The sequence below is a fragment of the Bacteroidota bacterium genome, from assembly GCA_013360915.1.
Taxonomy (GTDB): Bacteria; Bacteroidota; JABWAT01; order JABWAT01; family JABWAT01; genus JABWAT01.
In genome coordinates, this window is the sequence record JABWAT010000009.1 from 1 (window position 1) to 24,105 (window position 24,105).

Here is a 24,105-nt window from a genome sequence, read left to right on the forward strand (position 1 = left end):
TCTGTCCCTTCCATACTCACCGTGTGGTATAATCCGTCACCACGGATAATTGAGAACTCGATCACGTGTATCATCACGTCATTGAGTGCGCTTGCCTTGTACCTCCACCATGAATGTGGCCGGTAGGTCGGTTTGGCAGAAATAACTACCTCTTGGTCTTGAGTTTCAGCGTAGTCGATCATAACTTTGTCAGGTCCTTTCATTCAATGCCTACAGAGAGGACACCTATAACTCGGGAATACCCCGTGGGTCCCTCGCCCCCGGGGTTCTTTTTTTATACCCTCGAGTCACGTTTTCCCGGTGCGACCACGTCCTCATTGAGCCGTCCGGTTCGGAACCCCTTACGCTTTGGTAAAGCCTCACTGGCATTCATCACCTCTTTCCGGCGATAGAAGTACCTGCGACCTTTCCGCACGTATGGGAGAAGTCCCCTGTTCCTGTAATTGATCTCCGTTGCCGGGCTGATCTTCAGCCACTGCCGGAGTTCCTCGGAAGAGAGCAGCTCTTCCCGGCTGGATTCCAATCGGGAAAGAGCTTGCTCAACAGCCTCGGTGATCACAGCTTGCAGTTCAAGGGGGGATAATTGAATGATGGTAAGTGGCGCACTCATGCGGTCACCTTTTTAATCTGGGCGGCTTTCTTCAGAATGGCCGCCTTGCCCTTTTCGCGCTCCAGGTATTCATCAAGTACTTCGTTGGCCACCCGGATCAGTTTCCTGTTATTCTCTGCGATGCCCTTGCGGACATAGGGGCGTTGGCATCCATATCGCCTTGCGATTTCCGCAATGGAGCCGCGTGGGAATTCGATCTTTGAAACGTCTACAGCCATGGGGTTTCCTTTGAATAGGACCCGCCAAGCACCGCAACGGGTGAAACAATCCGGAGGCATTTAGTTTGCCTCATGCGGGCTTGACGGGAAGTTGTGTTTTTCTGAAATTGATTCTCGAAACAATCCAGTGAGGTAAAAATTGGCCACATCAAAATGTCCATCGTGTTCAAATACTTCCTTTGAAATGGTTATCCACTCCCCCAAAGGATCGAAACTTAAAGTCAATTTTATTCAATGCAGTAATTGTGGGGCTGTTGTTGGAGCAATGGATTATTATGCAGTCGGTGCATTGGTTGAATCGACCAAAAACACACTTGATGAAATTGCTCGTAAGGTGAATCGTATCTATAATTCTATTGGATAATTGCATGTTAAATACCGTCTTCCGCCCAAGGGTTATTTGGATCTCCGTTCACATGTAGGCAATAATTCAATGAGGCCATTTTGGGCTGAGGTTTTTTATCTGTCTCAGTGGTAAACCACTCGGGGTAGGCCATTTCCAACCGTTCCCGGTTACTGTTGTCCGCGATCCGGTATGCTTGCAGGATGGTTGTCTGGAAGGAACCGAAGTTTCCTATCTCCCCGTCATTCCATCGGTCGTATAGGGACTTTGTGGAATGCTTTGGCTTGGGTCTGCCAGATATGAAGGCTCCACCGTAGTTGGAAAACAGTGGATCGTTATCAGCAATTTGATAAACGATCTCGCAGGTGTCACCCACGTAAAAAATCCAGTCCACCTTTGCCATGTCGGTGTAAAACACCCGTTTCCCGGATTCCTCCAGTTCACCGATGTAGTTTTCACCAACCAATAGCTCGCTCTTACTCTTGGGTCCATCGACCAGTTGGAGGACCCTGAAAACCACCTGTTTTGAGGGCTTCGGGCCATCCTCAAAGCCTTCTACTGTATTTCCGTTCAGTGTGATAGGTTCCACGTTTTTGCCCCTATGCTCTTGTTTTTAATCACGGATGTTAACTACTTTAATCATTATTGTTAACGACAGTGTAAAAGTAATCATGCGTTAGTATAATGTCAACAGGCATGAGTACGATATTTTAAACATTATACAGGTGGTAGTATTGTCAAAGGATACAGCGAAGCGATTGGTACTCATAGCTGATGAGATTTATAACGGGAGAAAGGCAGATCTGGCTCGGGCTCTTAAGATCAGTCCTCAGGGGTTTTCGCGATATACCACAGCTGATGACCCCGTGACTCCTGGCCACGAGGTTATAATGCGGTTGTTGAATCTCGGCATCAACGTCCACTGGTTCCTAACTGGGGAAGGTCCCATGATGGCGAACGACCCGGGCACCCGGTTACCCGCAGGAGCAAAGCCCGTCCGGATGATCCCAGTCCTCGGCCAGGTGCCGGCAGGGATACCCGAGGTGAAGGAGCAGGATATTATAGACTACGTCGCCCTTCCAGATGCCCCGGATAACTCCTTCGCTCTGGTTGTGCAGGGGGAGTCCATGACTGGATCCAATATCCAGCACGGTGACTACGTGATCTTTGTACCCAAGTCTGATATAAAGCCCGGGGATGTCGTGGTGGCACTGAATGAGTTCAATGCTGCTATGGTGAAACAATACATGCTGAAGGATGGTCAGCCCTGGTTAATATCCACCAACCCGGCGTTTCCTTCCTTTCAAGTCAATGGTGCCTACCGGGTGGTGGGCAAGGTGGTGGATGTGGTTAGAAGGATTAAGGTGTGATATAAGGTGAGAAAAATTGTTATTGTTTTAGGAGCAGGTGCAAGTTGGTTTTTGGGTTATCCACTTGGTAAGGATTTGCGAGAGAGCATTACAATGCCGAAACGTGATCCTGATTTTCTTCGTTCTTTAACAAAGTACTGTTCAATTGAGGAACATCAATTTAGGGAGCTATCAAGAGCATTTAATGTTTCAATGGTAGATTCTATTGATGCATTTCTATCCAATCGACCAGAATTTACTGAGGTTGGAAAAGCTGCAATTGCATATCAGATTTTAAAAGCTGAAAAATCTGATCATTCTATCGGTGCATATAATCATCCGGAAGACAACTGGATCCAATTATTTACAAACAAAATTGCAAGAACAAAATGGGATGAATTAGATTTTTCATGGATCTCATTTATAACATTCAATTATGATCGGTCCCTTGAATACCTATTATTATATAGCATGTCAATGATATTTGGGAAAAGTCATGAGGAAGTTATCCAGAAATTATCTACACTTAAAATAATTCATGTCTATGGTTGTGTATCAAAAAATCCCTATGACTTTAGCAATAGTTCAACGCATGACTTTCGTTATGGGTATTATCGGGATTTATCATGTGCTGTTAATAATATTCGAGTAATTCCAGAAGACCGGGAAACAACAACTGAAATCGAACAGGCACGTGATCTTTTGTTCAACGCAGATAAAATTGCATTTCTTGGGTTTTCATTCGACGAAATAAATCTAAAAAGATTGAACTCAATCAATACTTGTCGCGCGAGTATTAATCTAAATGGATTAAGTAGTCGCGACAGAAATATATATGGTACCTGTTTTAAAATGGAAAGCGGAGAAAGGGCCAGAGCTGTTGCAATGACGGCAAACTCCTTTCAGGGAGAAAGTTTCGCTGACATAACTTGCACAACTTTAGTACGAAGATTTTCAATTTTTCATGATTGATTGTGCTGTGAAAAAGAGTAGATGGTAAGGCTGTTGTTGTAGTGAGAAGGATAAAGGCGTGAAGGCTCCAAGTGATAAAATGATTTGTGGACATTGTAAGGTACCAATTTATGCCGATTGGCAATATGGTTCTGTAATGGAAATATCACCATCTAATGGATCATCTGATTTGTTTGGCTTCGCAAAGGGTGCTCAAATAACTTATATGGTTTGTCCTGGATGTCTTTTACCAATAATAGGGATCCGATTAAGTGCAGATGTTACCTATAATTATCCGGACAATTGTTTAGATCTGGTTAATCTGATCGGTTTCACAATTGTATATCCTGGATTGAATAGCAACTTACAAATTGATAAATATGTGCCAAGGGAATTTCTTGAGGATTATTTAGAGGCGAAAGAAGTAGAAAGAAGTCCAAAAGCATGTGCAGCTCTGCTGCGACGGCTCCTTCAATTAGTACTAAGGAAGCACTTTAAGATTGAAAAAAGGAATTTGGAACAGGAAATTGGGGCATTCATAAAAGAACAAAGTCCACCGTCCTATTTGGTAACCTCGCTTGATGCGATTCGGACTGTTGGAAATTTTGCAGCTCATCCCATAAAAAGTGAAAATGCGGATAAAATCATAGAAGTTGAGCCAGGCGAGGTGGATTGGCTATTCGCTGGAATTGAATCATTATTTGATTTCGCCTTTATACAACCAGCAATTCTTGAAGAGCGAAAACGGCAAATAAACAATAAACTTGAGAGTGTTGGCAAAGGACCCTTGAAGTGACCCCAATTTCAGATTTCCCAACTGATATACAAGAAAACTATGAGCTCCATGAGTGGAAACATTCTATTGCGATTCTGAAGAATGACTTTCCTGATGAGTGGAACGATATTATAGATTTATTACGGTCATTCAAATTGAAGCGCACTTATATTACTACTCCGGGTGGTCGAAAGTCGGAAGTGGCAAACTATATTGATAAGTTCTTAGGGGATAGAGGTTGGGTAGAAAAGCAATTTCAAACATCGGTAATTGTTGATAGTTCTCGTTTGGATTCGCCTACCCATAAAGTAGATTGTTATAAAAATAGAATTGCACTTGAATTGGAATGGAACAACAAGGATCCATTTTTCGATCGGGACCTAAATAATTTTCGTTTGCTATTTGATCTAAGAGCAATTAGTGTTGGGGTAATTATAACAAGATGCGATGAACTTCAGGACATCTTCGATTCTCTTGGGCGGGGAAGTAGTTATGGATCATCAACTACGCACATGTCAAAATTGTTACCGAGGATTGAAGGGGGCGGTGGATCCGGGTGCCCTATTTTAGTTGTGGGAATTACGAAAAATGTTTATGAGGAAGATTAAGATGACAGCTGCCGAGGATTTTGCTCGTTTTATTGGCGATAGAAAATTTAAAACGATTTTAGCCGACCCGCCATGGCAATTTGAAAATCGCACTGGTAAAGTGGCCCCAGAGCACAAGCGCCTATCACGATATCCAACTTTATCGCTTCAAGAAATCTGCGAGATCCCTGTACAACTCTCAGCAGAAACACCATCTCATTTATACCTCTGGGTTCCTAATGCATTGCTCCCTGATGGCTTAGAAGTAATGAAGGCATGGGGTTTCCAGTATAAAGCAAATATTGTGTGGCATAAAATACGGAAAGACGGTGGACCTGATGGACGAGGTGTTGGCTTTTACTTTAGGAACACAACAGAATTAATCCTGTTTGGGATAAGGGGTAAAATGAGAACTCTCGACCCAGGTAGAAGTCAGGTTAATATCATTAAAACAATGAAACAAGAACACTCAAGAAAACCAGACGAGCAATATAAACTCATCCAAGATTGTAGTCCTGGTCCATATCTCGAACTGTTTGGTCGTGGTGGCAGAAAGGGTTGGACAACATGGGGAAATCAAGCTGAGGAATACCAAATAGAATGGAATACTTACACAAATAACAGTTTAAAGGCTCCTGTTTTAAAGAAAGTCCTTTGATGAAAAATGATAGTCTAAAATGGATCATTCCTTCATCAATCGCCCTTATTATTGGCTTGATTGTAATTTCTTTTGTTCTTCAAATAATTGGAGTTAAGACTGATGTACTTGGCCAAAATGGAGATTTTATTGGTGGTTTTCTAAACCCAATATTATCACTTTTTGTATTAATTATCTTATACAGCGATTTAAGACTTTCACGCGAAGACCTATCGGTAACGGCAAAGGCAGCGCAGGATCAAGCAAATTATTTGATGCCAAAGGAAAAGATTATAGCCTATCCTTTCTGTAAGTTTATGGATAGTGGAAATGGAATTATATTTTACATAAAATTATCAAATATTGGCATGGTTGAAGTATATGATTTAACAATCAAATTAGAAGTGCATGATTTGTCAAGGGATTGGGGAAAAATCGAACTACCAAAAGATAGGGTTTACAACCCAAAGATTTTGGCCCCCAAACAGGAAATTTCTTATTTATTGTTTGAAAGTAGATCTTCAATAATATACTCTAAGGCATTTGAAGGCTCAGCGCTTCACACCAGTATTTACGTTGATATAGATTACTATCTTAGTCCTCTTGAAGAGGAGAAAAATAAGCGTTCGATTTCGTTTGAGTTTAATCTTCATGATATCAAGGGGGCATTCCCAATAATATAATTCTCCACAACTTTTCCACACCCCTACTGAACGCTTGAACAGTAGTTGGTGATGGGTTACTTTCACTGCCCCCGATCAATCATAAACGAAAAGAGGTAACAGTGAATAGTCCCCAAATCTATTCTGTTTTGCTGGGCCTCGACTACCCTGAGTTGGGTCTGGCAAAGGAAGACTTTGTAGTCTTCAAAGTAACCGATCAGTTCACCTCAGGTGACCTGGTCATTCTGCAAACTGAGAATCCCGTCGCTTTTGCCCGCTGGTCGCCGAAGTGTGGTCCGGTGGTGGGCAAAGTCGTCACGGTGTATCGGCGAGTCTCCAGGCGGCCGTATGCGCTTAAATACAGAGAGCACCCGGCTGTGAGGATGATTGAAGCATAAACAAAAAAGGCCACCGTGTTTGCGGTAGCCTTTATTTTTGACACCCATTCTGACACCAATCGCTCGTAAGTGATTGAAAATCAATGGACTTTGCGGAGGGGGAGAGATTCGAACTCTCGGTAGCGCTTTACAACACTACGACGGTTTAGCAAACCGTTGCCTTAAGCCTCTCGGCCACCCCTCCGGAATAACAAAAAACAGTCAGAGTGGCCTGGCAACGGTTTCGTTGCCTTAATCCGGTCCTGCCGGACACCCCTCTGGAATAACAAAAAACAAAATCTTGCGGAGAGCGAGGGACTCGAACCCCCAAGTGCGCAAACACGGCAGTTTTCAAGACTGCTGCCTTACCAATTAGGCTAGCTCTCCGAAACAGGACTGCAAAAATAGGCCTGTGATCGGATGTTGTCAAAAAAATCGGACGATCAGCCTTTGCTCAACGCTTCAGCACCCGACACAATTTCAAGGATTTCCTTGGTAATAGCGGCCTGCCGTAACTGATTATACGTCAGAGTCAGCGATTTCAGTAACGCCTTCGCATTTTCGGTGGCCGTATCCATGGCAGCCATCCGTGCACCATGTTCTGATGCAATGGATTCAAGAAAAATCTGCATGAGCAGTTGGGACAGATACAAAGGTACCACCCCTTCAAGGACCGCATTTGGATCAGGCTCGAAAATGTAATCGGCCTGGAAAGAGCCGGAGGCATCAATTCCTTCGAGCGCTTCCGTCCGGATGGGAAGAAACTGATGGGTGGTTACTTTTGGGGTGACCACATTCTTGAACTCATTCGAAATGACAATTATGCGGTCATAGGTACCATTTTGATAATTCTGTACCAGGAAATCTCTGACCGAGCGGATATCACTCAGAGTCAGGTGCCCAAAAATTCCAGACCGGTAAAAGGGAATTTTAAAGGCTCTGCGTCTGAAAAAGTCATAACCCACGCGACCCAGGGGAATGATGTCGAGGTTACCTGTGGTGGCCCAGCTTTTCAGATCGGTCTGAATCATTCGCTGGGCATTTTTAATCAGGTTGCTGTTAAAAGACCCGCAAAGCCCCCGGTCCGCTGAAATGACGACCAGTGCAACCCGGTTAATGGATTCGCGGTCGTTAATCAGTGGGTTCTCGCTCACCCGTTCATCCAAAACCAGTTTACCGAGGAGATGATGAACATTCAGCGAATACGGACGGGCGGCCATCATGCTTTCCTGGGCTTTCCGCAGTTTAGATGCCGCAACCATTTTCATGGCTTTGGTAATCTGCTGGGTATTTTTAACCCCTTTGATCCGTTGACGGATGTCCCGTAAGGTTGCCATGGCGGATTATTTCAGCTTTCTCTTGAAGTTATCGATAAACTCACGACCGGCTTTCTTCAGATCGCCTGCAACCTGATCGGTCAGAGCACCCTTCTTCAGTCCGGAAAGCAGGTCAGAATGACTGGTCTCGAGGTGAGCCAGAAATTCTTCTTCAAACTGACGGAGTGAAGCCACAGGAATTTCATCGAGCAAGCCTTGTGTGGCCACGAAAATAATAGCGATTTGCTTTTCGACAGGTACGGGAGAAAACTGATCCTGTTTGAGAATTTCAACCAGACGCTCACCACGACGCAACTGAGCCTGAGTGGCCGCATCCAGATCGGACCCGAATTTGGCAAATGCGGCCAGTTCACGGTATTGAGCCAGATCGAGTTTAAGCGTTCCGGCCACCTTTTTCATGGTCTTAATCTGTGCAGATCCGCCCACACGGGACACCGAAATACCCACGTTAATGGCCGGACGGATACCCGAGTTGAACAGGTTCGATTCGAGGAAAATCTGACCATCTGTAATGGAAATCACGTTGGTCGGAATGTAAGCCGATACGTCACCGGCCTGTGTTTCAATAATGGGAAGAGCTGTCAGTGAACCACCACCCTTGACCTGATCCTTCAGTGAATCGGGCAGGTCATTCATGGTCTTGACCAGTTCGTCATTTTCGATCACCTTGGCTGCACGTTCGAGTAACCGTGAGTGCAGGTAAAAAACGTCACCCGGGTAGGCTTCCCGTCCGGGAGGACGACGGAGCAGCAGAGACACCTGGCGGTAGGCCACAGCGTGCTTGGACAAGTCATCATAAATACACAACACGTGACGGCCTGTATCGCGGAAGTATTCGCCAATGGTGACACCAGCATACGGTGCAAGATAAATCAGTGGCGCAGGGTCAGCTGCGGAAGCATTCACCACAATGGTGTATTCCATGGCACCATACCGTTCCAGAGTGGCAACAATTTCTGCAACCGTGGAAGCCTTTTGAGCGATGGCCACATAGATACAGATAACACCGGTTCCCTTCTGGTTGATAATGGTATCGAGGGCAATGGCGGTTTTTCCGGTCTGACGGTCTCCGATAATCAGCTCACGCTGACCGCGGCCAATGGGAATCATGGCATCAATGGCTTTAATCCCGGTCTGAAGGGGCTCTTTCACCGGTTGGCGGTAGATTACACCGGGAGCCTTGCGCTCAATGGGCATCTGGACGGTTCCCTTTACCGGTCCTTTGCCGTCAATGGGTTCACCGAGCGGATTCAGTACCCGGCCGATCATGGCTTCACCAACCATCAGGGAGGAAATTTTCTTCGTCCGTTTAACCCGGTCGCCTTCTTTCACCTGCTCGGAGTTTCCGAAAATAACCACTCCGACGTTGTCTTCTTCCAGGTTAAGCACCATTCCTGTGATGCCGCCATCGAATTCGACAAGCTCTCCGGCCATTACTTTACTGAGTCCGTAGACACGGGCGATACCATCACCCACCTGAAGAACGGTGCCAACGTCATAAACATCGGTTTCGGCCTGCAGGCTGAGCAATTCTTTTTTCAGGATTGCAGATATTTCATCTGGTCTGACTTCTGCCATGGGAGTTTCCCTTATTAATTCAAAAGTTTGGTTTTGATTACTTCCAGCTGGTTTTTCAGGCTGGAATCATAAACAGTATCATGTATTCTGACCACGAGTCCGCCCTTGATGGACGGATCGATGCGGGGAACAAGAATGACGGTTTTGCCGGTTTTTTCCGACAGGTGTTTTTTTAACCGTGTGGCTTGTTCCTGACTGAGCGGAATGGCGGTGGTTGTTTCGGCCCGGATGATTCCGTTGGTTTCATCAATCAGCTCGAGTGCCCGTGTGATGATTGCGGCAAGAAAGGGTTCTCTTTTGTGTTTGGCCAGCAGATTCAGGGCCTGAAGGGTCACTTCAGACAATCCGGGCACGGCCTTTGAGAGAACGGCTATCTTCTTTTCGGGTGACAGCATCGGATTGGCAATCATATCCGCGACCGGATGATCCGGTTGCAGCAGAGGAGCCAGTTTCCCGAAGTCACTGGTCAGGGCCTCAATGGCCTTTTGTTCTTTTGTCGCTTCTACGATGGCTTTCGCGTAGCGTAAAGCGATGGAATAATCACTCATGGTCAGTTTTTCGACATGGAGTCGATTTCTTTGGTGATCAATGATTTGTTTTTCTCATCGGTCAGATTGGAATCGATGACCTTTTCAGCAATCTGAATAATGATGCCAACCATTTCCGTTTTCAGATTGGTCACCATTGCATACCGGTCGCGTTCGATCTCGGCGCGGGCAGCTGCGATGAGTTTTTCTGTTTCTTCTTTGGTTTTGACCATGCCATCATGTCTGATCTTTTCGGCCGCCTGACGGGCATCCTTGATAATGGCATCGGCCTTTTCATTGGCTTCTGCAAGAATCTGGTCGAAACGGGCCATGATTTTAGCTGCTTCTTCCTTGGATTCCTCGGCCTTCCGGATGGCCATGTCAATCCGGCGTTCACGCTCCTCGAGCGCAGTGGTGATGGGTTTCCAGGCCAGCTTGTACAGCAGTCCGGAAACAATCAGAAAGGTGACCAGTACCCAGAAAATGGTGCCGGTGTGCGGATCCAGCAGTCCGCCTTCCAGTAAGAATAATGCCAAAGTCATACGTCAGTCCACTTGATCAGGTTAATGGGTAATCCGCCGGAGGAGTCGTTGTTAAACAGTTTCCCCTGACCGGCGGTTCAACGCCAGGTAGAATCACTTGAAGATGAGCAGGAACCCGATCACCTCGGCAATCAGGGCAACCCCTTCAATCAGCGCAGCGAACAGAATGGCTGTACCGCGCAGAGAGCCGGCGAGTTCGGGCTGACGGGCACTGGCTTCCATAGCAGAGGCGGCCAGTTTACCGATACCGATACCGGCACCGATAGCGGCCAGACCAGCTCCGATGCCTGCGCCCAAGTAAGCTCCAAATAATCCAGTTTCCATTTGAGACCTCCAGTTGTAAGTAGTGTTGAGTAATTAGTGATGCGGGGCAGGTTCTTCCACTGCCATTCCGATAAAGGCTGCTGAGAGCAGGGTGAAAACATAGGCCTGGATCAGACAGACCAGTACTTTGATCATATAAATGAAAACGGCCAGCAGGATGGCAATGGGTGCTACTGCATAGGTGCCGATGATAAAGATCAGACCGATAAAAGTAAGAATGACGAGGTGACCACCACTCATGTTGGCAAATAACCGCACTGCCAGAGCAAACGGTTTGGTGAACATGCCCAGAATTTCAACCGGGACCATGATCGGATACAGGGCCAGCGGGACATGTGGTGTGAAGATGTGCTGCCAGTAAGTTTTCTTTGCACTGAAATGAATAATAAAAAAGGTGCAGAGGGCCAGAGCGGCGGTCACATTGATATCGCCGGTGATGGCGGCGCCATAGGGCATCAGTCCCATGTAATTCGATACCAGAATGAAGAAGAATACCGACAGCAGATAGGGCATGAATTTCTTGTAGGCATGTTCCCCGATCATGGGAATGGCGATGTCGTTCCTGATAAACTCCACCAGAAGTTCCATCAGGTTGCCCAGGCCTTTCGGAGCAAAATACCCATCGGGTCTTTTCCGGTAAGCTGCTCCGGCTGTAATTCCCAGAATGAGGACGATCAGCGAATTCAGCCACAGAAACACAGAATGCTTGGTGGGTGATAAATCCAGTTCAAACGAACCAATCCGGATTGGTTCCCAGGTCGGAAGGTGGATGGTGGTAAAGGGTTCGAGGTCAATGGTTTTTCCGTTGACCACGTGGTGCATGATAAAGTCGGTCTTGTTTCCGCCTTCGCCTCCGCCAGCCAGTGCTGGTGTGGAGTTGGCGACCAGCAATGAGATCGCCATCAGGAATAGGAAAAATGGTGTTTTCATGGTTGTGTCTGCCGGTATAAAAACCAAACGTCAATGGTTGTGTAGGCACAATAAAAGCCGATGAGCGACAGTCCGGATGCCATCAGACTTAACTGTCCGTTTTTTGCAATTATAATAAGAACGAGAGCGACTACCATCATTTTAACCAGCAATCCGATGCTGATCAGGGCGATGGTGCCCTGCATCCCCGATTTTCTGATCACCAGCCACCCGGCGAGCCCGTTCAGCAGGGCCAGTCCGCCCATGACCAGGTTTCCGGTCAGAAGCTCTGATTGATAGTCCGGCAGAAGCAAGCCGGGGAGTAAGCCAGCACCTGCAATGATTGCCAATGCAAGCAGAAACCGTTTCAGCGTCATTGATCCCCAAACCGCTTTTTAATGATTCGTTTCAGATTGGCCCAGGCCGAATACATTCCACCAAGAAATCCGATGATGGTAAATGCAAAGGGCGTTCCGGCGAGGGTATCGATCAGATACCCGATCAGGCCGAAGGCCAGCAGATTGATGACGATCTGAGAACTGATTTCTCCGTAAAAAGCCAGATCTTTTGCCAGATCGGACCGGTCATTTTTTGGTTTCGGGTCCTGCATGAGTTCCCGGTTGTGTCATTGAACAGGTTCCGTCGAAGGAGGCCCCTTCTTCAATAATCAGCTTTTTAGTGAACAGATCACCCTGAAATACCGATGTGGATTCCAGCACGGTTCTTTCGGATATCACGACCTTACCGGTGATTTTCCCGCCGGAAACGAGGGATTTTGATTCAATATTGCCGCTGATCTCTCCTGAAGGTCCCAGCAAGAGGCCGCCGTCGGCTTTCAGGTCCCCGTTCAGTTTGCCATCAAGTCTGATATTGCCCTTGCTGGTAATGGTTCCCACGATGGTGGTGCTCACATTGATCCAGTTTCCGTCTGCAGGATGTCCGTTGGTTGTTTTCGACATAATTTAAAACCGCGATAAATAATCCAGAGGGTTCAGATAATTTCCATTGTGCCAGAGTTCAACATGCAAATGCGGCCCGGTGGTGTACTCGCCGGTATTTCCGCTCAGTGCAATGAACTCACCGGTGGTGATGGCGCTTCCATGCTGAACCATCACCGAACTGAGATGTTTATAGACCGATACAAATCCGGATACATGCTGAACAACCACTGTATAACCCGTTTTCAGGGTCCAGTCAACAAACACGACTTTTCCGGAGGCCATGGCTGAAACCGGTGTTCCCGATTTCACCGCAATATCGAGCCCGAAATGACTGACTCCCGGTTGAACGCCTCTGGTAATGATTCCCTTGACCGGGGCACTCAGAATGAGCCCACCCAAAGACAGGGGAATGGCCTGTGAGGCATAGGAATCCGTCAGAGCGGACAGGTCTTCTTCTGCGTAGGAGGAGGCTTCCTCCAATCCGAATCCGATGGGAGACAATGCTTCATCAGCCTGCTCAACCACCGGTGCCCCTTCAGCCACCAGTCCATCCTGTTTCGGAACGGCGCGGGTGGTGGTATCGAGACTGTCGGTTTTCATCAGATTCTGAAACCTGGCAAAGTAATCAGACCGGACGGCGATCGCCTTGCTCAGGGAGTCCATCCGCCGGGCATTGTCAATCACATCCCGCTGATAGGTTCCCGAATCAACCGCTCCCGGTGCCAGCCCGACCAGCGGTGTGAATAAAATCAGAGAGGCGCCTGCTCCTGCAAAAAGTAAAAGAACAACCACAATTCCGGTGATCAGCCAGTTCTTTGACAGTCGGAACCGAACCGGCTCGCGGGTGATGTCATGGCTGTGATAGACCAGAACCTGATAGCTGTCAGGCAGCCGCTTTTTAGTTTTGACAGACCCCATTCCGTCCCAGATTTCAAGACTCGCAAGATACTTTTACGGGCAGGGCTTGTCAATTTAATCCGGCTGCAAAAACACAACACAAAATCAAATTTGGTCCTTCTGGCATTTGGGAGAATTTCCTGCGAAGGACAGTGGAACCAAAGTCGTGTTTTGTTTCACGAAAGGGTGTTTGGGTCCGGCAATTTTGTCAGAAAGTTGAAGGTCCGGAACCCGGGTAAGGGCCGAATGGCAGAAAACCCGCTTGAAAATCAGATTGGCACAGCCTTTGTGAGTAAACGCGATGGTTTTAATTTAACATATTGACTTGAAGAGGATAGCATGGGAAAAATTATAGGAATCGATCTGGGAACCACCAACTCGGTTGTTTCCGTCATGGAAGGGAATGAGCCGGTGGTGATTGCCAATGCTGAAGGCACCCGGACCACTCCATCCATCGTTGCATTTACCAAATCGGGTGAGCGTCTGGTTGGAAATCCCGCCAAGCGTCAGGCGGTTACCAATCCGACCAACACCATTTATTCAATCAAACGGTTCATGGGCCGTCATTTTGATGAAACCAGCGTGGAAGCCCGGAATGTGCCTTATAAAGTAGTGAAGGGAGACAACGGGGGTGCCCGTGTCGAGATTCAGGACCGTACCTATTCTCCAGAGGAAATCTCGGCCATGATTCTGCAGAAGCTGAAACAGGCGGCTGAGGATTATCTGGGACAAAAGATCACCGAAGCTGTTATTACCGTTCCGGCCTATTTCAACGATGCTCAGCGTCAGGCGACAAAAAATGCCGGAAAAATTGCAGGACTGGAGGTTAAGCGGATCATCAATGAACCGACGGCTGCAGCCCTTGCCTATGGTCTGGATAAGAAATCGAAAGACCAGAAGGTGGCCGTGTTCGATCTGGGTGGTGGAACCTTTGATATTTCCATCCTGGAACTGGGTGACGGTGTTTTTGAAGTGAAATCAACCAATGGCGATACCCATCTTGGTGGCGACGATTTTGACAAGCGCATCATCGATTTTCTTGCCGATGAGTTTCAAAAGGAAAATGGCGTGGATCTCCGGAAGGATCCCATGTCGCTTCAACGGTTAAAGGAAGCATCAGAGAAGGCCAAGATTGAACTTTCCAGTGCCTCACAGACCGAAATCAACCTGCCGTTTATCACAGCCACACAGGACGGTCCCAAGCACCTGACCATGACGCTGACCCGAGCCAAATTCGAGTCAATTGCTGCCGATCTGTTTGACCGGACCCTCGAACCCTGCCGTCGTGCACTGAAAGATGCCGGAATGAACGTGGGTCAGATTGATGAAGTGATTCTGGTTGGCGGATCAACCCGGATGCCAAAGGTTCAGGAACTGGTGAAGGAATTCTTTAAGAAGGAACCGCATAAGGGTGTGAACCCCGATGAAGTGGTGGCAGTTGGTGCGGCCATTCAGGGTGGGGTGCTGGCCGGTGATGTGACCGATGTGCTTCTGCTCGATGTGACTCCTCTGTCACTCGGAATCGAAACACTCGGCGGGGTTATGACAGTCATGATTCCTTCGAACACGACCATTCCCACCCGGAAAACCGAGATTTTCTCGACGGCTTCTGACAGTCAGCCCAGCGTGGAAATCCATGTGCTTCAGGGTGAACGTCCCATGGCAGTGGATAACCGGACCATTGGCCGTTTCCATCTGGATGGCATTCCTCCCGCACCACGCGGTGTACCTCAGATTGAAGTGACGTTTGATATTGATGCGAATGGAATTCTTCATGTATCTGCCAAGGACAAAGCTACCGCAAAAGAACAATCCATCCGGATTGAATCTTCAAGCGGTCTGAATGATACCGAGATTGAACGGATGCGTAAGGATGCTGCAGCTCATGCCGAAGAAGACAAGAAGCGTCGCGAAGCAGTAGATGTGAAGAACCAGGCTGATTCGCTGATTTTCCAGACGGAAAAGCAGATGAAGGATCTGGCTGATAAGATGGATGCTGCAGATAAGGCTGAGCTGGATGCCGCCCTTGATTCGCTTCGTAAGGCACAGACCGGTGGTAATGTTGATGAGATGAAGAAAGCCATGGAGGCTCTGAATGCTTCCTGGCAGAAGATCTCAACCAAACTTTATCAGGCCGGTGCGCAGGCTCAGCCGGGACCTGAACCTGCCTCTGCACCCAATGAGAAAGGCGGAAAGGACAATGTTCAGGATGCCGATTTCGAAGTGGTGGATGATAACAAGAAATAATCCGGTCTGACAATGGCGGATTGAACCCCGGCAGGAGCACCTGCCGGGGTTTTTTGTTTAAAGCCGGCTGACATGACTGCGTGGGCGCAGACAAAGCGTCGGCCTCCTGCTGCCGGGGTTGTCAGGTCTGCTGACAGGGTGTTAGCCGGTGTCTGACGGAATGATTCCGGCACAGCACTTGTACAAAGAGGGAAAAAAGACATTGAAGGAGATGAAACAATGAATACAGACCGTCTGACGGTTAAAGTTCAGGAATCCCTGCAAAATGCAATCAGGCTGGCTTCCTCCATGAATCAGCAGGTGATTGAGCCGGAACATGTGTATCTGGGGTGTGCTGAGGACCCCGAGGGGGTTCTGACCGCGGTCATCAGTAAAATTTCTGGTCAACCGGATCTGTTGCTGAACCGGGTACGTGAAGCAGCCGAACGGCTTCCCCGGGTGTCGGGTGCAAGTATTCAGCAGCCGTACCTGAGCAATCAGACCGGAAAACTGTTTGACAAGGCCCAGAAAATGGCGGATGACATGAAAGATGATTTCATCTCAACCGAGCATGTCCTGATTGCCATGACCGATCTTCCCGGGCAGTTAAAGGAAATACTCGCTTCTTTTGGTGTGAAAAAGGACACCATTCTGGCGGTTCTGAAGGAAATCAGAGGCAACCAGCGGGTGACCGATGCCGGTGCTGAATCGAGGTATCAGGCACTCAGGCGATTTGCCCGTGATTTAAACGAAATGGCCCGGAAACACAAACTTGATCCGGTGATTGGCCGTGATGACGAAATCCGTCGCGTGCTTCAGATTCTTTCCCGGCGTACGAAGAACAACCCGGTCCTGATCGGAGAACCCGGGGTGGGAAAAACCGCCATTGCTGAAGGATTGGCTCACCGGATTGTCACCGGAGATGTTCCTGAGGGTCTGAAAGACAAGCGTGTATTTGCACTTGATATGGGGGCCCTGATTGCCGGCGCAAAATACCGGGGTGAATTCGAGGACCGGCTGAAGGCCGTCATTAAGGAAGTGGTTGAGTCGGATGGCGAATACATTCTCTTTATCGATGAAATCCACACGCTGGTTGGTGCCGGATCTGCAGAAGGGGCCATGGATGCCGCGAATATTCTGAAACCGGCTCTGGCCCGTGGCGAATTACGGGCCGTTGGTGCCACCACTCTGGATGAATACCGCAAGCACATCGAAAAAGATGCCGCGCTTGAACGCCGGTTTCAGCCGGTTCTGGTCGGGGAGCCCTCTCTGGAAGAATCGGTTTCGATTCTGCGGGGACTGAAGGAAAAATATGAAGTTCATCACGGGGTGAGAATTACCGACTCGGCTATTGTTGCAGCAGTTGAGCTCTCTGACCGGTATATCTCTGATCGGTTTCTGCCCGATAAGGCCATCGATCTGGTCGATGAAGCTGCCAGTCGTTTACGGATGGAAATCGATTCCATGCCGGAAGAACTGGATATCATCGAACGGCAGATCCGGCAACTGGAAATCGAACTGGAAGGAATCAAACGCGAAAAGGATTCTTCCAACACGGTCAAGGAAGACCAGATCCGGAAGGAACTTGCCCGTCTTGGCGAGGAGCGGTCGGCTCTGCGGGCGCATTGGCTCCGGGAAAAGGAATTGATCCAGAAGATCAGAGAAATCAAATCGGCCATGGATACGGCCCGGACACAGGCCGAGCAGCATGAACGGGATGGCAATTTCGGAAAGGTGGCTGAAATCAGGTATGGAACCCTGACGGCCCTTGAAAAAGATCTTAAATCGGTCAATGAACTGCTGGCGGCCCATCAGGTCAGCCTGAAAATGCTGAAGGAAGAAGTAGAAGCCGATGACATTGCGGGCATTGTGTCGCGATGGACAGGAATTCCGGTTACCCGCATGCTTGAATCGGAGCGGCAGAAATTGTTGCACATGGAAGAACGTCTGGCTAACCGGGTGGTGGGTCAGCGGGAAGCTGTTGAAGCTGTCTCTGCAGCGGTACGCAGATCGCGTGCGGGCTTACAGGATGAAAATCGTCCCATCGGGTCGTTCATTTTTATGGGAACCACCGGCGTGGGTAAAACCGAGCTGGCCCGGGCACTTGCCGAATTCATGTTTGATGATGAAGGTGCGCTGATCCGACTCGACATGAGTGAGTACATGGAGAAGCATTCTGTATCGAGGTTGATCGGGGCCCCTCCGGGCTATGTCGGATACGATGAAGGTGGCCAGCTGACCGAGGCTGTCCGGAGAAAACCCTACTCGGTGGTTTTACTCGATGAAATCGAAAAAGCCCATCCCGATGTATTTAATGTGCTACTGCAGTTGCTCGATGATGGCAGGCTGACCGATAACCAGGGCCGGACCGTCAATTTTAAAAACACCATCATTATCATGACATCAAATCTGGGATCAGCCATTATTCAGGATGATCTGGCGAACCTGACCGGAATGAACCGTCAGGCGGTGCTGGAACAAGTGCGGGAGAAACTGCTTCAGCAGTTAAAAATGACGCTTCGTCCGGAATTCCTGAACCGCATCGATGAAATCATTGTTTTTCATCCGCTTTCACGCGACGAGGTTAAGGGGATTGTCAGTATTCAGTTCCGGCGGATTCAGGCACTGGCTCTGAAGGCGGGTATCCGGCTTGAAATTGCTCCGGAGGCGGTGGCTCGTCTGGCCGATCTTGGATACGATCCGCAGTTTGGTGCCCGGCCGTTAAAAAGGTTGCTTCAGAAACATCTGGTCAATCCGCTGTCAGAAAAAATATTGAGCGGACTGGTTCAGGCAGGTGACTCTCTCGAGGTCATCCGGCATGGAGATGGATTTGATTTTGCGAAGGTGGAGTACGTGGGAACCGACCCGGTTTAATCCGGGTCAGGCTTTCAGTTTCCGGTAGTACATTTCTGACATGGGCACCGGAATCTGATGGTCGTGGGCCAGAGCCAGCAGTTCTCCCAGATAGGCTTCCAGTTCATGGGGTTTGCCCGACAGGTAGTCCCGCTGGAACGACGTTGTTGACTCTGCAGGGGATTTCATGGCAATTTCATAGGACTTTTCGGCAGCATTTTCGGGTAACCTGATGCCGCAGGCTTTGGCCACATACCGGATTTCTTCCATGATTGCAATGTAGGCCTCGGATGTTTTTGGCGTTTTGAGCACCTCGCCGATGGTCATGTCATGGGCCGCGGCCACCACACTGAGTGCCCCGATAAACTGAAACTTCAACCATTTATACTTGAGCGGATCTTCGGTCAGGACCACATCGAAACCCGGTTCCTTCAGATAATCCCGGATTCCTTCCAGTTTCGGATGGCTGGTTCCCTGTAGTCCGAAAATGATTTTCTGTGCATCTCCCTGGCGGATCACGACTCCCGGTTGTTTGATTTCTGCGATCACATAAACCAAACCATCACAGATGATTCCTGATTTACAGGCTGCACGTATTTTTTCTGTATTTCCCAATCCGTTCTGAACAGGAATGACCACCGTATCGGGTCCGCAGATGGGATGAAGCAATGGGAGAACGGATTCGAGGCTGTAACTTTTTACGGCAAGAATGACCAGGTCTGCCTTTCCGAGATGATCGGTGGAACTGATGACGATATCGGGATGGACCACTCGCTGGTCGCCGTCTGAAATAATCCGAAGACCGTGCTGACGGATGGCATTCAGTTGGTCTCCTCTGGAGATAAAACAGACTTCATGACCCGGCTGGCCGGTGTAGTGAAGCGATAAAAGACCGCCAAAGTAGCCACCAACGCCACCAATGCCGATGATCACCGTTTTCATCCGGACCTCCCTGACTGCGATTGATTGGGTAAAAAGATAATCGTTTTTATTCACAGAATGAACAGGTTCCCGACCGATTCATTTGTAAATTCGTCACGGATTGGTGAAACCAGTTGATTCACCGCTGCGTACGCGGGTTCTTTTACCATTTTCTGGAGTCGATAATGAAGGCTTTGTCAGCCGTTTTTCTTTTAATGCTGTCTGTGACGGGATTTGCCCAGCGGTCCGATTACTTTCAGCAGGAAGCATCCTATATCATCCGGGCCGAGTTGTCACCCGACACCCGTCAGCTCAAAGGATTGGTTACCTTCACTTATACCAATCATTCTCCCGATCCGCTGGATGTGATCTGGTTTCACCTGTATCCCAATGCCTTTAAAGACGAATCGACTCCCTTTGCCCGTCAGATGCGGGAAATGAAACGGTGGGGGTTTACCGAAAGTCAGCCCGATGATAAAGGGTGGATCGATGCCAGTTTCTTTCACGGATCGACCAAGCTGACCACTGAAGAAAAGCCCGATGCCATTGATGAGGTGAAAGTCTATCTTCCCACATCCCTGAAAACCGGCGATTCCATCACCCTGACCATTCCGTTTGATGTGAAAATTCCAAAGGTATTTTCCCGGCTTGGCACCGAAAACAATCATTTTGGAATGACACAGTGGTATCCCAAGGTGGTGGTGTATGACCAAGATGGCTGGCATCCCGATTCCTATCTGGATTATGGTGAATTTTACGGGGAATTTTCTTCCTTTGATGTCACTCTGACCGTTCCCGGCTCCTTTACCATTGATGCAACCGGCATGCTTCAGGACAATCCTTCTGAACAGGCCCGGATTGATTCCCTGATCAGCCGTTATCAAACCTACAAGGCGCTCACAACCGATGGGGACCGTCAGGCCTTTATTCTGCAATTCAAACAGGATGTGCTAAAAGCAAAGGAGGCCGGTGGTACCAAGTCGCTGAGGTTCGTTGCAAAAAAGGTTCCGGATTTTGCCTGGTTTGCCGGTGAGGATTTTCTGGTGGATTCGGCCAGGACTTCCACAGGCGTGCTCAGTTATGCGCTGATTCAGCCAGCTAATGCCGATTCCTGGCGACATGCGGCCCGGTTTGCCAGCGAGGCGGTGGACCATTACAGCCGGATGGTCGGACCCTATCCGTATCCCAAGGCGAGTGTGGTCGATGGCGCTTTGGATGCGGGCGGCGGAATGGAATATCCGATGATTACTGTCATCAGTTCAGGAAATCCGGAAGGATTGAATCTGCTCGATCAGGTTATAACCCATGAAGTGGGTCATAACTGGTTCCAGAGCATTCTGGGATCGAATGAACGGGCCCATGCCTGGATGGATGAAGGAATCAATTCCTATTACGAAGGCCGCACCATGGATGCAAAGTATGGGGCTGACCGATCCTTTTTGTCTGATCCGTCCAAATTAGGTCCTTTCAGCCTGATTCTTCGTCCGGTTGGAAGTCATGAACTGAACCTTCACTCGCTGAACATGCTCGTACACAAGAATCAGGATTTGCCCAATAACCTTCCAGCCAGTGATTATATCTACAATGGGAACATGGTGGTTCATTACCAGAAGGGTGCGCTCATGATGGCTGCACTGGAATCTTATCTGGGCCGTGAAAAATTTGATAAAGCCATGCAGGCGTATTTTCAGACCTGGAAATTCAGGCATCCCGGTCCCGATGACTTAATCGCAGTGGTGGAACAGTCGGTGGGCGAAGACCTGAACTGGTTTTTTGATCCGTGGCTGAACAGTACGTCCTATCCTGATTTTTATGTGATTTCGAAGGAAACCATCCAGACCGCAGAGGGATTCCGGACCGATATAACGGTTGGAAATAAAGGTGATTTATTCATGCCGGTTCCGGTTCAGCTGGTAACTGCTGCGGGTGATACCTTGTTTCAAACCGTTTTTCCAAAACCGGAAGGAACGATCAGTTTTACTCATCGCGATCAGGTGGCCTCTGTCCGGCTGAATCCAGGAAACCGGATTTATGAACTGGACTTCACCAACAACGGCCAGGGTTTTCAGATCAATGTGAATTTTCTGGCAGCCGTTCCCAGTCTGGATGCCTATGACATCAACCTGTTTCCTGTCATGGATTATAACACGGTGGATGGGGTTCAGCTTGGGGCGGGTTATTGGGGCGGAAATCTGCTGACGGGAGACAAACTGACCCTGGTGACTGTATACAAGGGTCTTTCTACCGGAGAACCCGGTTACCGGTTTTTCTTCAGTGACCGGATTCCCCGGAAGCTGCTTGATTATATCGACTGGGGCGGTACTTTCTATGATCAGCAGGGTTTCCGCAAACAGGAAGTTTTTATCAGGGGAACTGCTGGTTTCCGGTACTATGAATCCTCGGCGGAACTGTCGGTCGGACGGTATCTGAATGATGATATCCGGTATGTGAATCCATTACTGATTCAGGATGTGGACTATCAGACCGTCAATCTGACGTTGAAGGCAAAGAATTCGACCCGGGCCTATGCGTCCTCATTCCGGTCCACCATCAGTTCGAGTTTTGAAGTGAACGAAGGAGATCCGCTTTTTACCCGGGTTGATGCCGAGTTCGGATACCGGTTCCGGTGGGAAAGCCGGTCTTATGCTGCCATCCGGTTGTATGCAGGCTCTGCTTTCGGAACCATTCCCCTGCAGGAAGGCTTTTTCCCCGGCGGATCAGCGGATCCCCGCCGCGAGGCCTTTCTGATCCCCATGAAAGGATCGGTTTCTCTGCTTGATAATCTGTCACCGGGAGATGGACTGTTCATGCCGGGATATGCTGTTTATGGTCAGAAGGGTCTGCAGGTTGGTAAGGCTGGTTTTGCAGTCAAACTGACCCTGCAAAAATCGGGATGGATGTTTTTTACCGATGCAGGGCAGGTGTATAAGGAACGGAAAAATTTCGGATCGGGGTCGCTGCTGTATGATGCCGGACTCGGATATCAGTTAGGGCCGATTGAACTGTTGTTCCCGGTTTGGGTATCCGATCCGCCGAAAGGCGACGATCCGACTGATTTCAGGTTTGTTCTGAAGTATAATCTGACCGATATCCTCGATCAGAGTTTCTGAGGAAAGCCACGACTCAATCATGAAAGAGGGACTAAACGGTCCCTTTTTCTTTAAGCGCAATTTAATCTCCCCCGGAATGACAGTGAGAAGAGTTACCCTGCTTCAGGCGTATCTTTGTCCCGGTCCGGCCCGGAATGAACCGGTGAAGCCGACCCCGAAGGAGACTTCATGATCAACCGTCCTGATTGGCTGCATAAGCTGAAACCCTACCTGAAATCGAGTACGCCACGAGCCATTTTTCAATTATTGAATACGGTGGTTCCCTATGTCGGACTGATGGCTCTGATGGTCTGGATGCTCAACTCAGATATTTCCTGGTGGTGGATTTTGCCCATCTGCCTGCCTGCCGCCGGTCTGCTGGTGCGGATTTTTATCATTTTTCACGACTGCACCCATAATTCATTTTTCTCGAGTAAACGTGCCAATGAAATTGTAGGGCATATTACAGGCACCATGGTTTTCACTGGTTTTTCTGACTGGCAGCATACCCATGCCGTTCACCATAAAAATGTGGGCGATCTGGATAAACGGGGAACCGGTGGCGATATCTGGACCATGACGGTTACTGAGTACAAGGCCTCTTCCTTTCTGACAAAGGTCTGGTACCGGATCTACCGCAATCCGTTGTTTCTGTTCCTGATTGTTCCCTCGGTTTTGTTTCTGGTTATTCAACGTTTCCCCGATACGACCATGGGAACCCGCAAAATCGGCAGTCTCATGCTGACCAATGCGGTGATTGCCGGTGTTCTGATTCTCTCCTGGTTTACCATCGGATTGGGAACCTATCTGGCCGTTCAGGTTCCGGTGATGGCAATTGCCGGCACCATGGGAATCTGGTTGTTCTACGTTCAGCATCAGTATGAGAATGTGTACTGGTCCCGGTCACAGGGCTGGAATCCGTTCGAAGCAGCGCTTGAAGGAAGTTCTTTTTACAAGTTACCGGCTGTGCTCCGCTGGTTCACCGGCAACATTGGTTACCATCACATTCATCACATGAATCCGGCCATTCCCAACTACTACCTGAAAAAATGTTACGAAAGCATTGATGAACTGCGCAAGGTGGAGCCTCTGACCATCAGCCGCAGCCTGAAGTCTCTGTTCCTGCATCTGTACGATGAACAATCGAAGCGGATGGTCACTTTCTGGCAGGCCCGGAAGCTGGCTGGGAGCGTTTAATACAGGAGTCAGGAGACAGGAGTCAGGAGTCAGCAGCCAGAATTCAGAATTTCGCCTCCTCCGCCGGAGAGGGAAGGGGTGAGGGTCTGTTGAATTTTTGCTTTGAAATACCCGCCCCCTTCGAGAGCCCCAGGGCCCGGGTATTTCTGTTCTCTGATATCTGCTTTCTGATCACTTGAAAAACCCCAATAGTCATTCCGGCTCGGCACGTCCGGCACTGGCGAACAGGCCGGGATGACATTGTTTGGGTGGGTT

At 48.7% G+C, this 24,105-nt stretch carries 25 protein-coding genes and 2 tRNA genes; 11 read left to right on the plus strand and 16 right to left on the minus strand.

Annotated features, from left to right (window positions below):
- Positions 1-274 precede the first annotated feature (274 nt).
- The 3 genes from HUU10_10495 to HUU10_10505 form a co-directional block, all read right to left on the minus strand.
- Positions 275-610, minus strand: a complete 336-nt coding sequence (locus HUU10_10495) for a helix-turn-helix domain-containing protein (protein NUQ82029.1) — start codon at positions 608-610, stop codon at positions 275-277.
- Complete coding sequence (locus HUU10_10500) at positions 607-828, minus strand: hypothetical protein (protein ID NUQ82030.1); 222 nt, start codon at positions 826-828, stop codon at positions 607-609. The genes HUU10_10495 and HUU10_10500 overlap by 4 nt, the downstream gene beginning before the upstream one ends.
- Before the next feature lie 371 nt (positions 829-1,199).
- Complete coding sequence (locus HUU10_10505) at positions 1,200-1,760, minus strand: hypothetical protein (protein NUQ82031.1); 561 nt, start codon at positions 1,758-1,760, stop codon at positions 1,200-1,202.
- Between the two features lie 358 nt (positions 1,761-2,118).
- Here HUU10_10505 and HUU10_10510 point away from each other — a divergent pair, with 358 nt between their 5' ends.
- From HUU10_10510 to HUU10_10540, 7 genes are all read left to right on the plus strand, one after another.
- Complete coding sequence (locus HUU10_10510) at positions 2,119-2,541, plus strand: hypothetical protein (GenBank protein ID NUQ82032.1); 423 nt, start codon at positions 2,119-2,121, stop codon at positions 2,539-2,541.
- Positions 2,542-2,547: 6 nt separating this feature from the next.
- Positions 2,548-3,492, plus strand: a complete 945-nt coding sequence (locus tag HUU10_10515; GenBank protein ID NUQ82033.1) for a hypothetical protein — start codon at positions 2,548-2,550, stop codon at positions 3,490-3,492.
- A 58-nt stretch (positions 3,493-3,550) separates the two neighbouring features.
- Complete coding sequence (locus tag HUU10_10520; protein NUQ82034.1) at positions 3,551-4,267, plus strand: DUF4145 domain-containing protein; 717 nt, start codon at positions 3,551-3,553, stop codon at positions 4,265-4,267.
- Positions 4,268-4,272: 5 nt separating this feature from the next.
- A complete protein-coding gene (locus HUU10_10525) occupies positions 4,273-4,854 on the plus strand; it encodes a restriction endonuclease (protein ID NUQ82035.1) in 582 nt (193 codons plus the stop codon).
- On the plus strand, positions 4,841-5,491 hold the full coding sequence (locus tag HUU10_10530; GenBank protein ID NUQ82036.1) for an S-adenosylmethionine-binding protein: 651 nt from the start codon (positions 4,841-4,843) through the stop codon (positions 5,489-5,491). The genes HUU10_10525 and HUU10_10530 overlap by 14 nt, the downstream gene beginning before the upstream one ends.
- Positions 5,491-6,153: a hypothetical protein gene (locus tag HUU10_10535; protein NUQ82037.1), complete on the plus strand. Its 663-nt coding sequence runs from the start codon at positions 5,491-5,493 to the stop codon at positions 6,151-6,153. Before HUU10_10530 ends, HUU10_10535 begins: the two co-directional genes overlap by 1 nt.
- A gap of 101 nt (positions 6,154-6,254) precedes the next feature.
- The gene (locus tag HUU10_10540) at positions 6,255-6,530 is read left to right on the plus strand and encodes a hypothetical protein (GenBank protein ID NUQ82038.1); all 276 of its coding nucleotides are present in this window, start codon (positions 6,255-6,257) and stop codon (positions 6,528-6,530) included.
- 93 nt (positions 6,531-6,623) lie between these two features.
- Here the strand turns inward: HUU10_10540 and HUU10_10545 are convergent.
- From HUU10_10545 to HUU10_10600, 12 genes are all read right to left on the minus strand, one after another.
- A tRNA-Ser gene (locus tag HUU10_10545) sits at positions 6,624-6,714 on the minus strand.
- A gap of 99 nt (positions 6,715-6,813) precedes the next feature.
- Positions 6,814-6,896, minus strand: a tRNA-Ser gene (locus HUU10_10550).
- A 56-nt stretch (positions 6,897-6,952) separates the two neighbouring features.
- Positions 6,953-7,846: an ATP synthase F1 subunit gamma gene (atpG, locus tag HUU10_10555; protein NUQ82039.1), complete on the minus strand. Its 894-nt coding sequence runs from the start codon at positions 7,844-7,846 to the stop codon at positions 6,953-6,955.
- Between the two features lie 6 nt (positions 7,847-7,852).
- Positions 7,853-9,424, minus strand: coding sequence for a F0F1 ATP synthase subunit alpha (locus HUU10_10560; protein ID NUQ82040.1), 1,572 nt, complete (start codon positions 9,422-9,424; stop codon positions 7,853-7,855).
- Between the two features lie 14 nt (positions 9,425-9,438).
- Positions 9,439-9,972, minus strand: a complete 534-nt coding sequence (gene atpH / locus HUU10_10565) for an ATP synthase F1 subunit delta (protein NUQ82041.1) — start codon at positions 9,970-9,972, stop codon at positions 9,439-9,441.
- Between the two features lie 2 nt (positions 9,973-9,974).
- A complete protein-coding gene (atpF, locus tag HUU10_10570) occupies positions 9,975-10,493 on the minus strand; it encodes a F0F1 ATP synthase subunit B (protein ID NUQ82042.1) in 519 nt (172 codons plus the stop codon).
- Positions 10,494-10,586: 93 nt separating this feature from the next.
- Entirely contained in the window at positions 10,587-10,817 is a 231-nt protein-coding gene (gene atpE / locus HUU10_10575) for an ATP synthase F0 subunit C (GenBank protein NUQ82043.1), read from the minus strand.
- 33 nt (positions 10,818-10,850) lie between these two features.
- A complete protein-coding gene (gene atpB, locus HUU10_10580) occupies positions 10,851-11,720 on the minus strand; it encodes a F0F1 ATP synthase subunit A (GenBank protein ID NUQ82044.1) in 870 nt (289 codons plus the stop codon).
- A gap of 23 nt (positions 11,721-11,743) precedes the next feature.
- Positions 11,744-12,103 (minus strand): hypothetical protein, encoded by a 360-nt coding sequence (locus HUU10_10585; protein NUQ82045.1) that lies wholly within the window; start codon positions 12,101-12,103, stop codon positions 11,744-11,746.
- The gene (locus HUU10_10590; GenBank protein NUQ82046.1) at positions 12,100-12,336 is read right to left on the minus strand and encodes an AtpZ/AtpI family protein; all 237 of its coding nucleotides are present in this window, start codon (positions 12,334-12,336) and stop codon (positions 12,100-12,102) included. Before HUU10_10590 ends, HUU10_10585 begins: the two co-directional genes overlap by 4 nt.
- Complete coding sequence (locus tag HUU10_10595; GenBank protein NUQ82047.1) at positions 12,311-12,685, minus strand: polymer-forming cytoskeletal protein; 375 nt, start codon at positions 12,683-12,685, stop codon at positions 12,311-12,313. Before HUU10_10595 ends, HUU10_10590 begins: the two co-directional genes overlap by 26 nt.
- Positions 12,686-12,688: 3 nt before the next feature.
- Positions 12,689-13,585: a M23 family metallopeptidase gene (locus tag HUU10_10600; GenBank protein ID NUQ82048.1), complete on the minus strand. Its 897-nt coding sequence runs from the start codon at positions 13,583-13,585 to the stop codon at positions 12,689-12,691.
- 318 nt (positions 13,586-13,903) lie between these two features.
- Between HUU10_10600 and dnaK the strand changes: the two genes are divergently transcribed.
- Positions 13,904-15,811, plus strand: coding sequence for a molecular chaperone DnaK (gene dnaK / locus HUU10_10605; protein ID NUQ82049.1), 1,908 nt, complete (start codon positions 13,904-13,906; stop codon positions 15,809-15,811).
- 219 nt (positions 15,812-16,030) lie between these two features.
- On the plus strand, positions 16,031-18,664 hold the full coding sequence (gene clpB / locus HUU10_10610) for an ATP-dependent chaperone ClpB (protein NUQ82050.1): 2,634 nt from the start codon (positions 16,031-16,033) through the stop codon (positions 18,662-18,664).
- A gap of 6 nt (positions 18,665-18,670) precedes the next feature.
- On the opposite strand, the gene HUU10_10615 is transcribed toward clpB, so the two are convergent.
- Entirely contained in the window at positions 18,671-19,585 is a 915-nt protein-coding gene (locus tag HUU10_10615; GenBank protein ID NUQ82051.1) for a ketopantoate reductase family protein, read from the minus strand.
- A gap of 164 nt (positions 19,586-19,749) precedes the next feature.
- On the opposite strand from HUU10_10615, the gene HUU10_10620 reads away from it, so the two are divergent.
- Positions 19,750-22,674: a M1 family metallopeptidase gene (locus HUU10_10620; protein NUQ82052.1), complete on the plus strand. Its 2,925-nt coding sequence runs from the start codon at positions 19,750-19,752 to the stop codon at positions 22,672-22,674.
- Positions 22,675-22,959: 285 nt separating this feature from the next.
- Positions 22,960-23,850 (plus strand): fatty acid desaturase, encoded by an 891-nt coding sequence (locus HUU10_10625; protein ID NUQ82053.1) that lies wholly within the window; start codon positions 22,960-22,962, stop codon positions 23,848-23,850.
- The last annotated feature ends 255 nt before the right edge of the window (positions 23,851-24,105 follow it).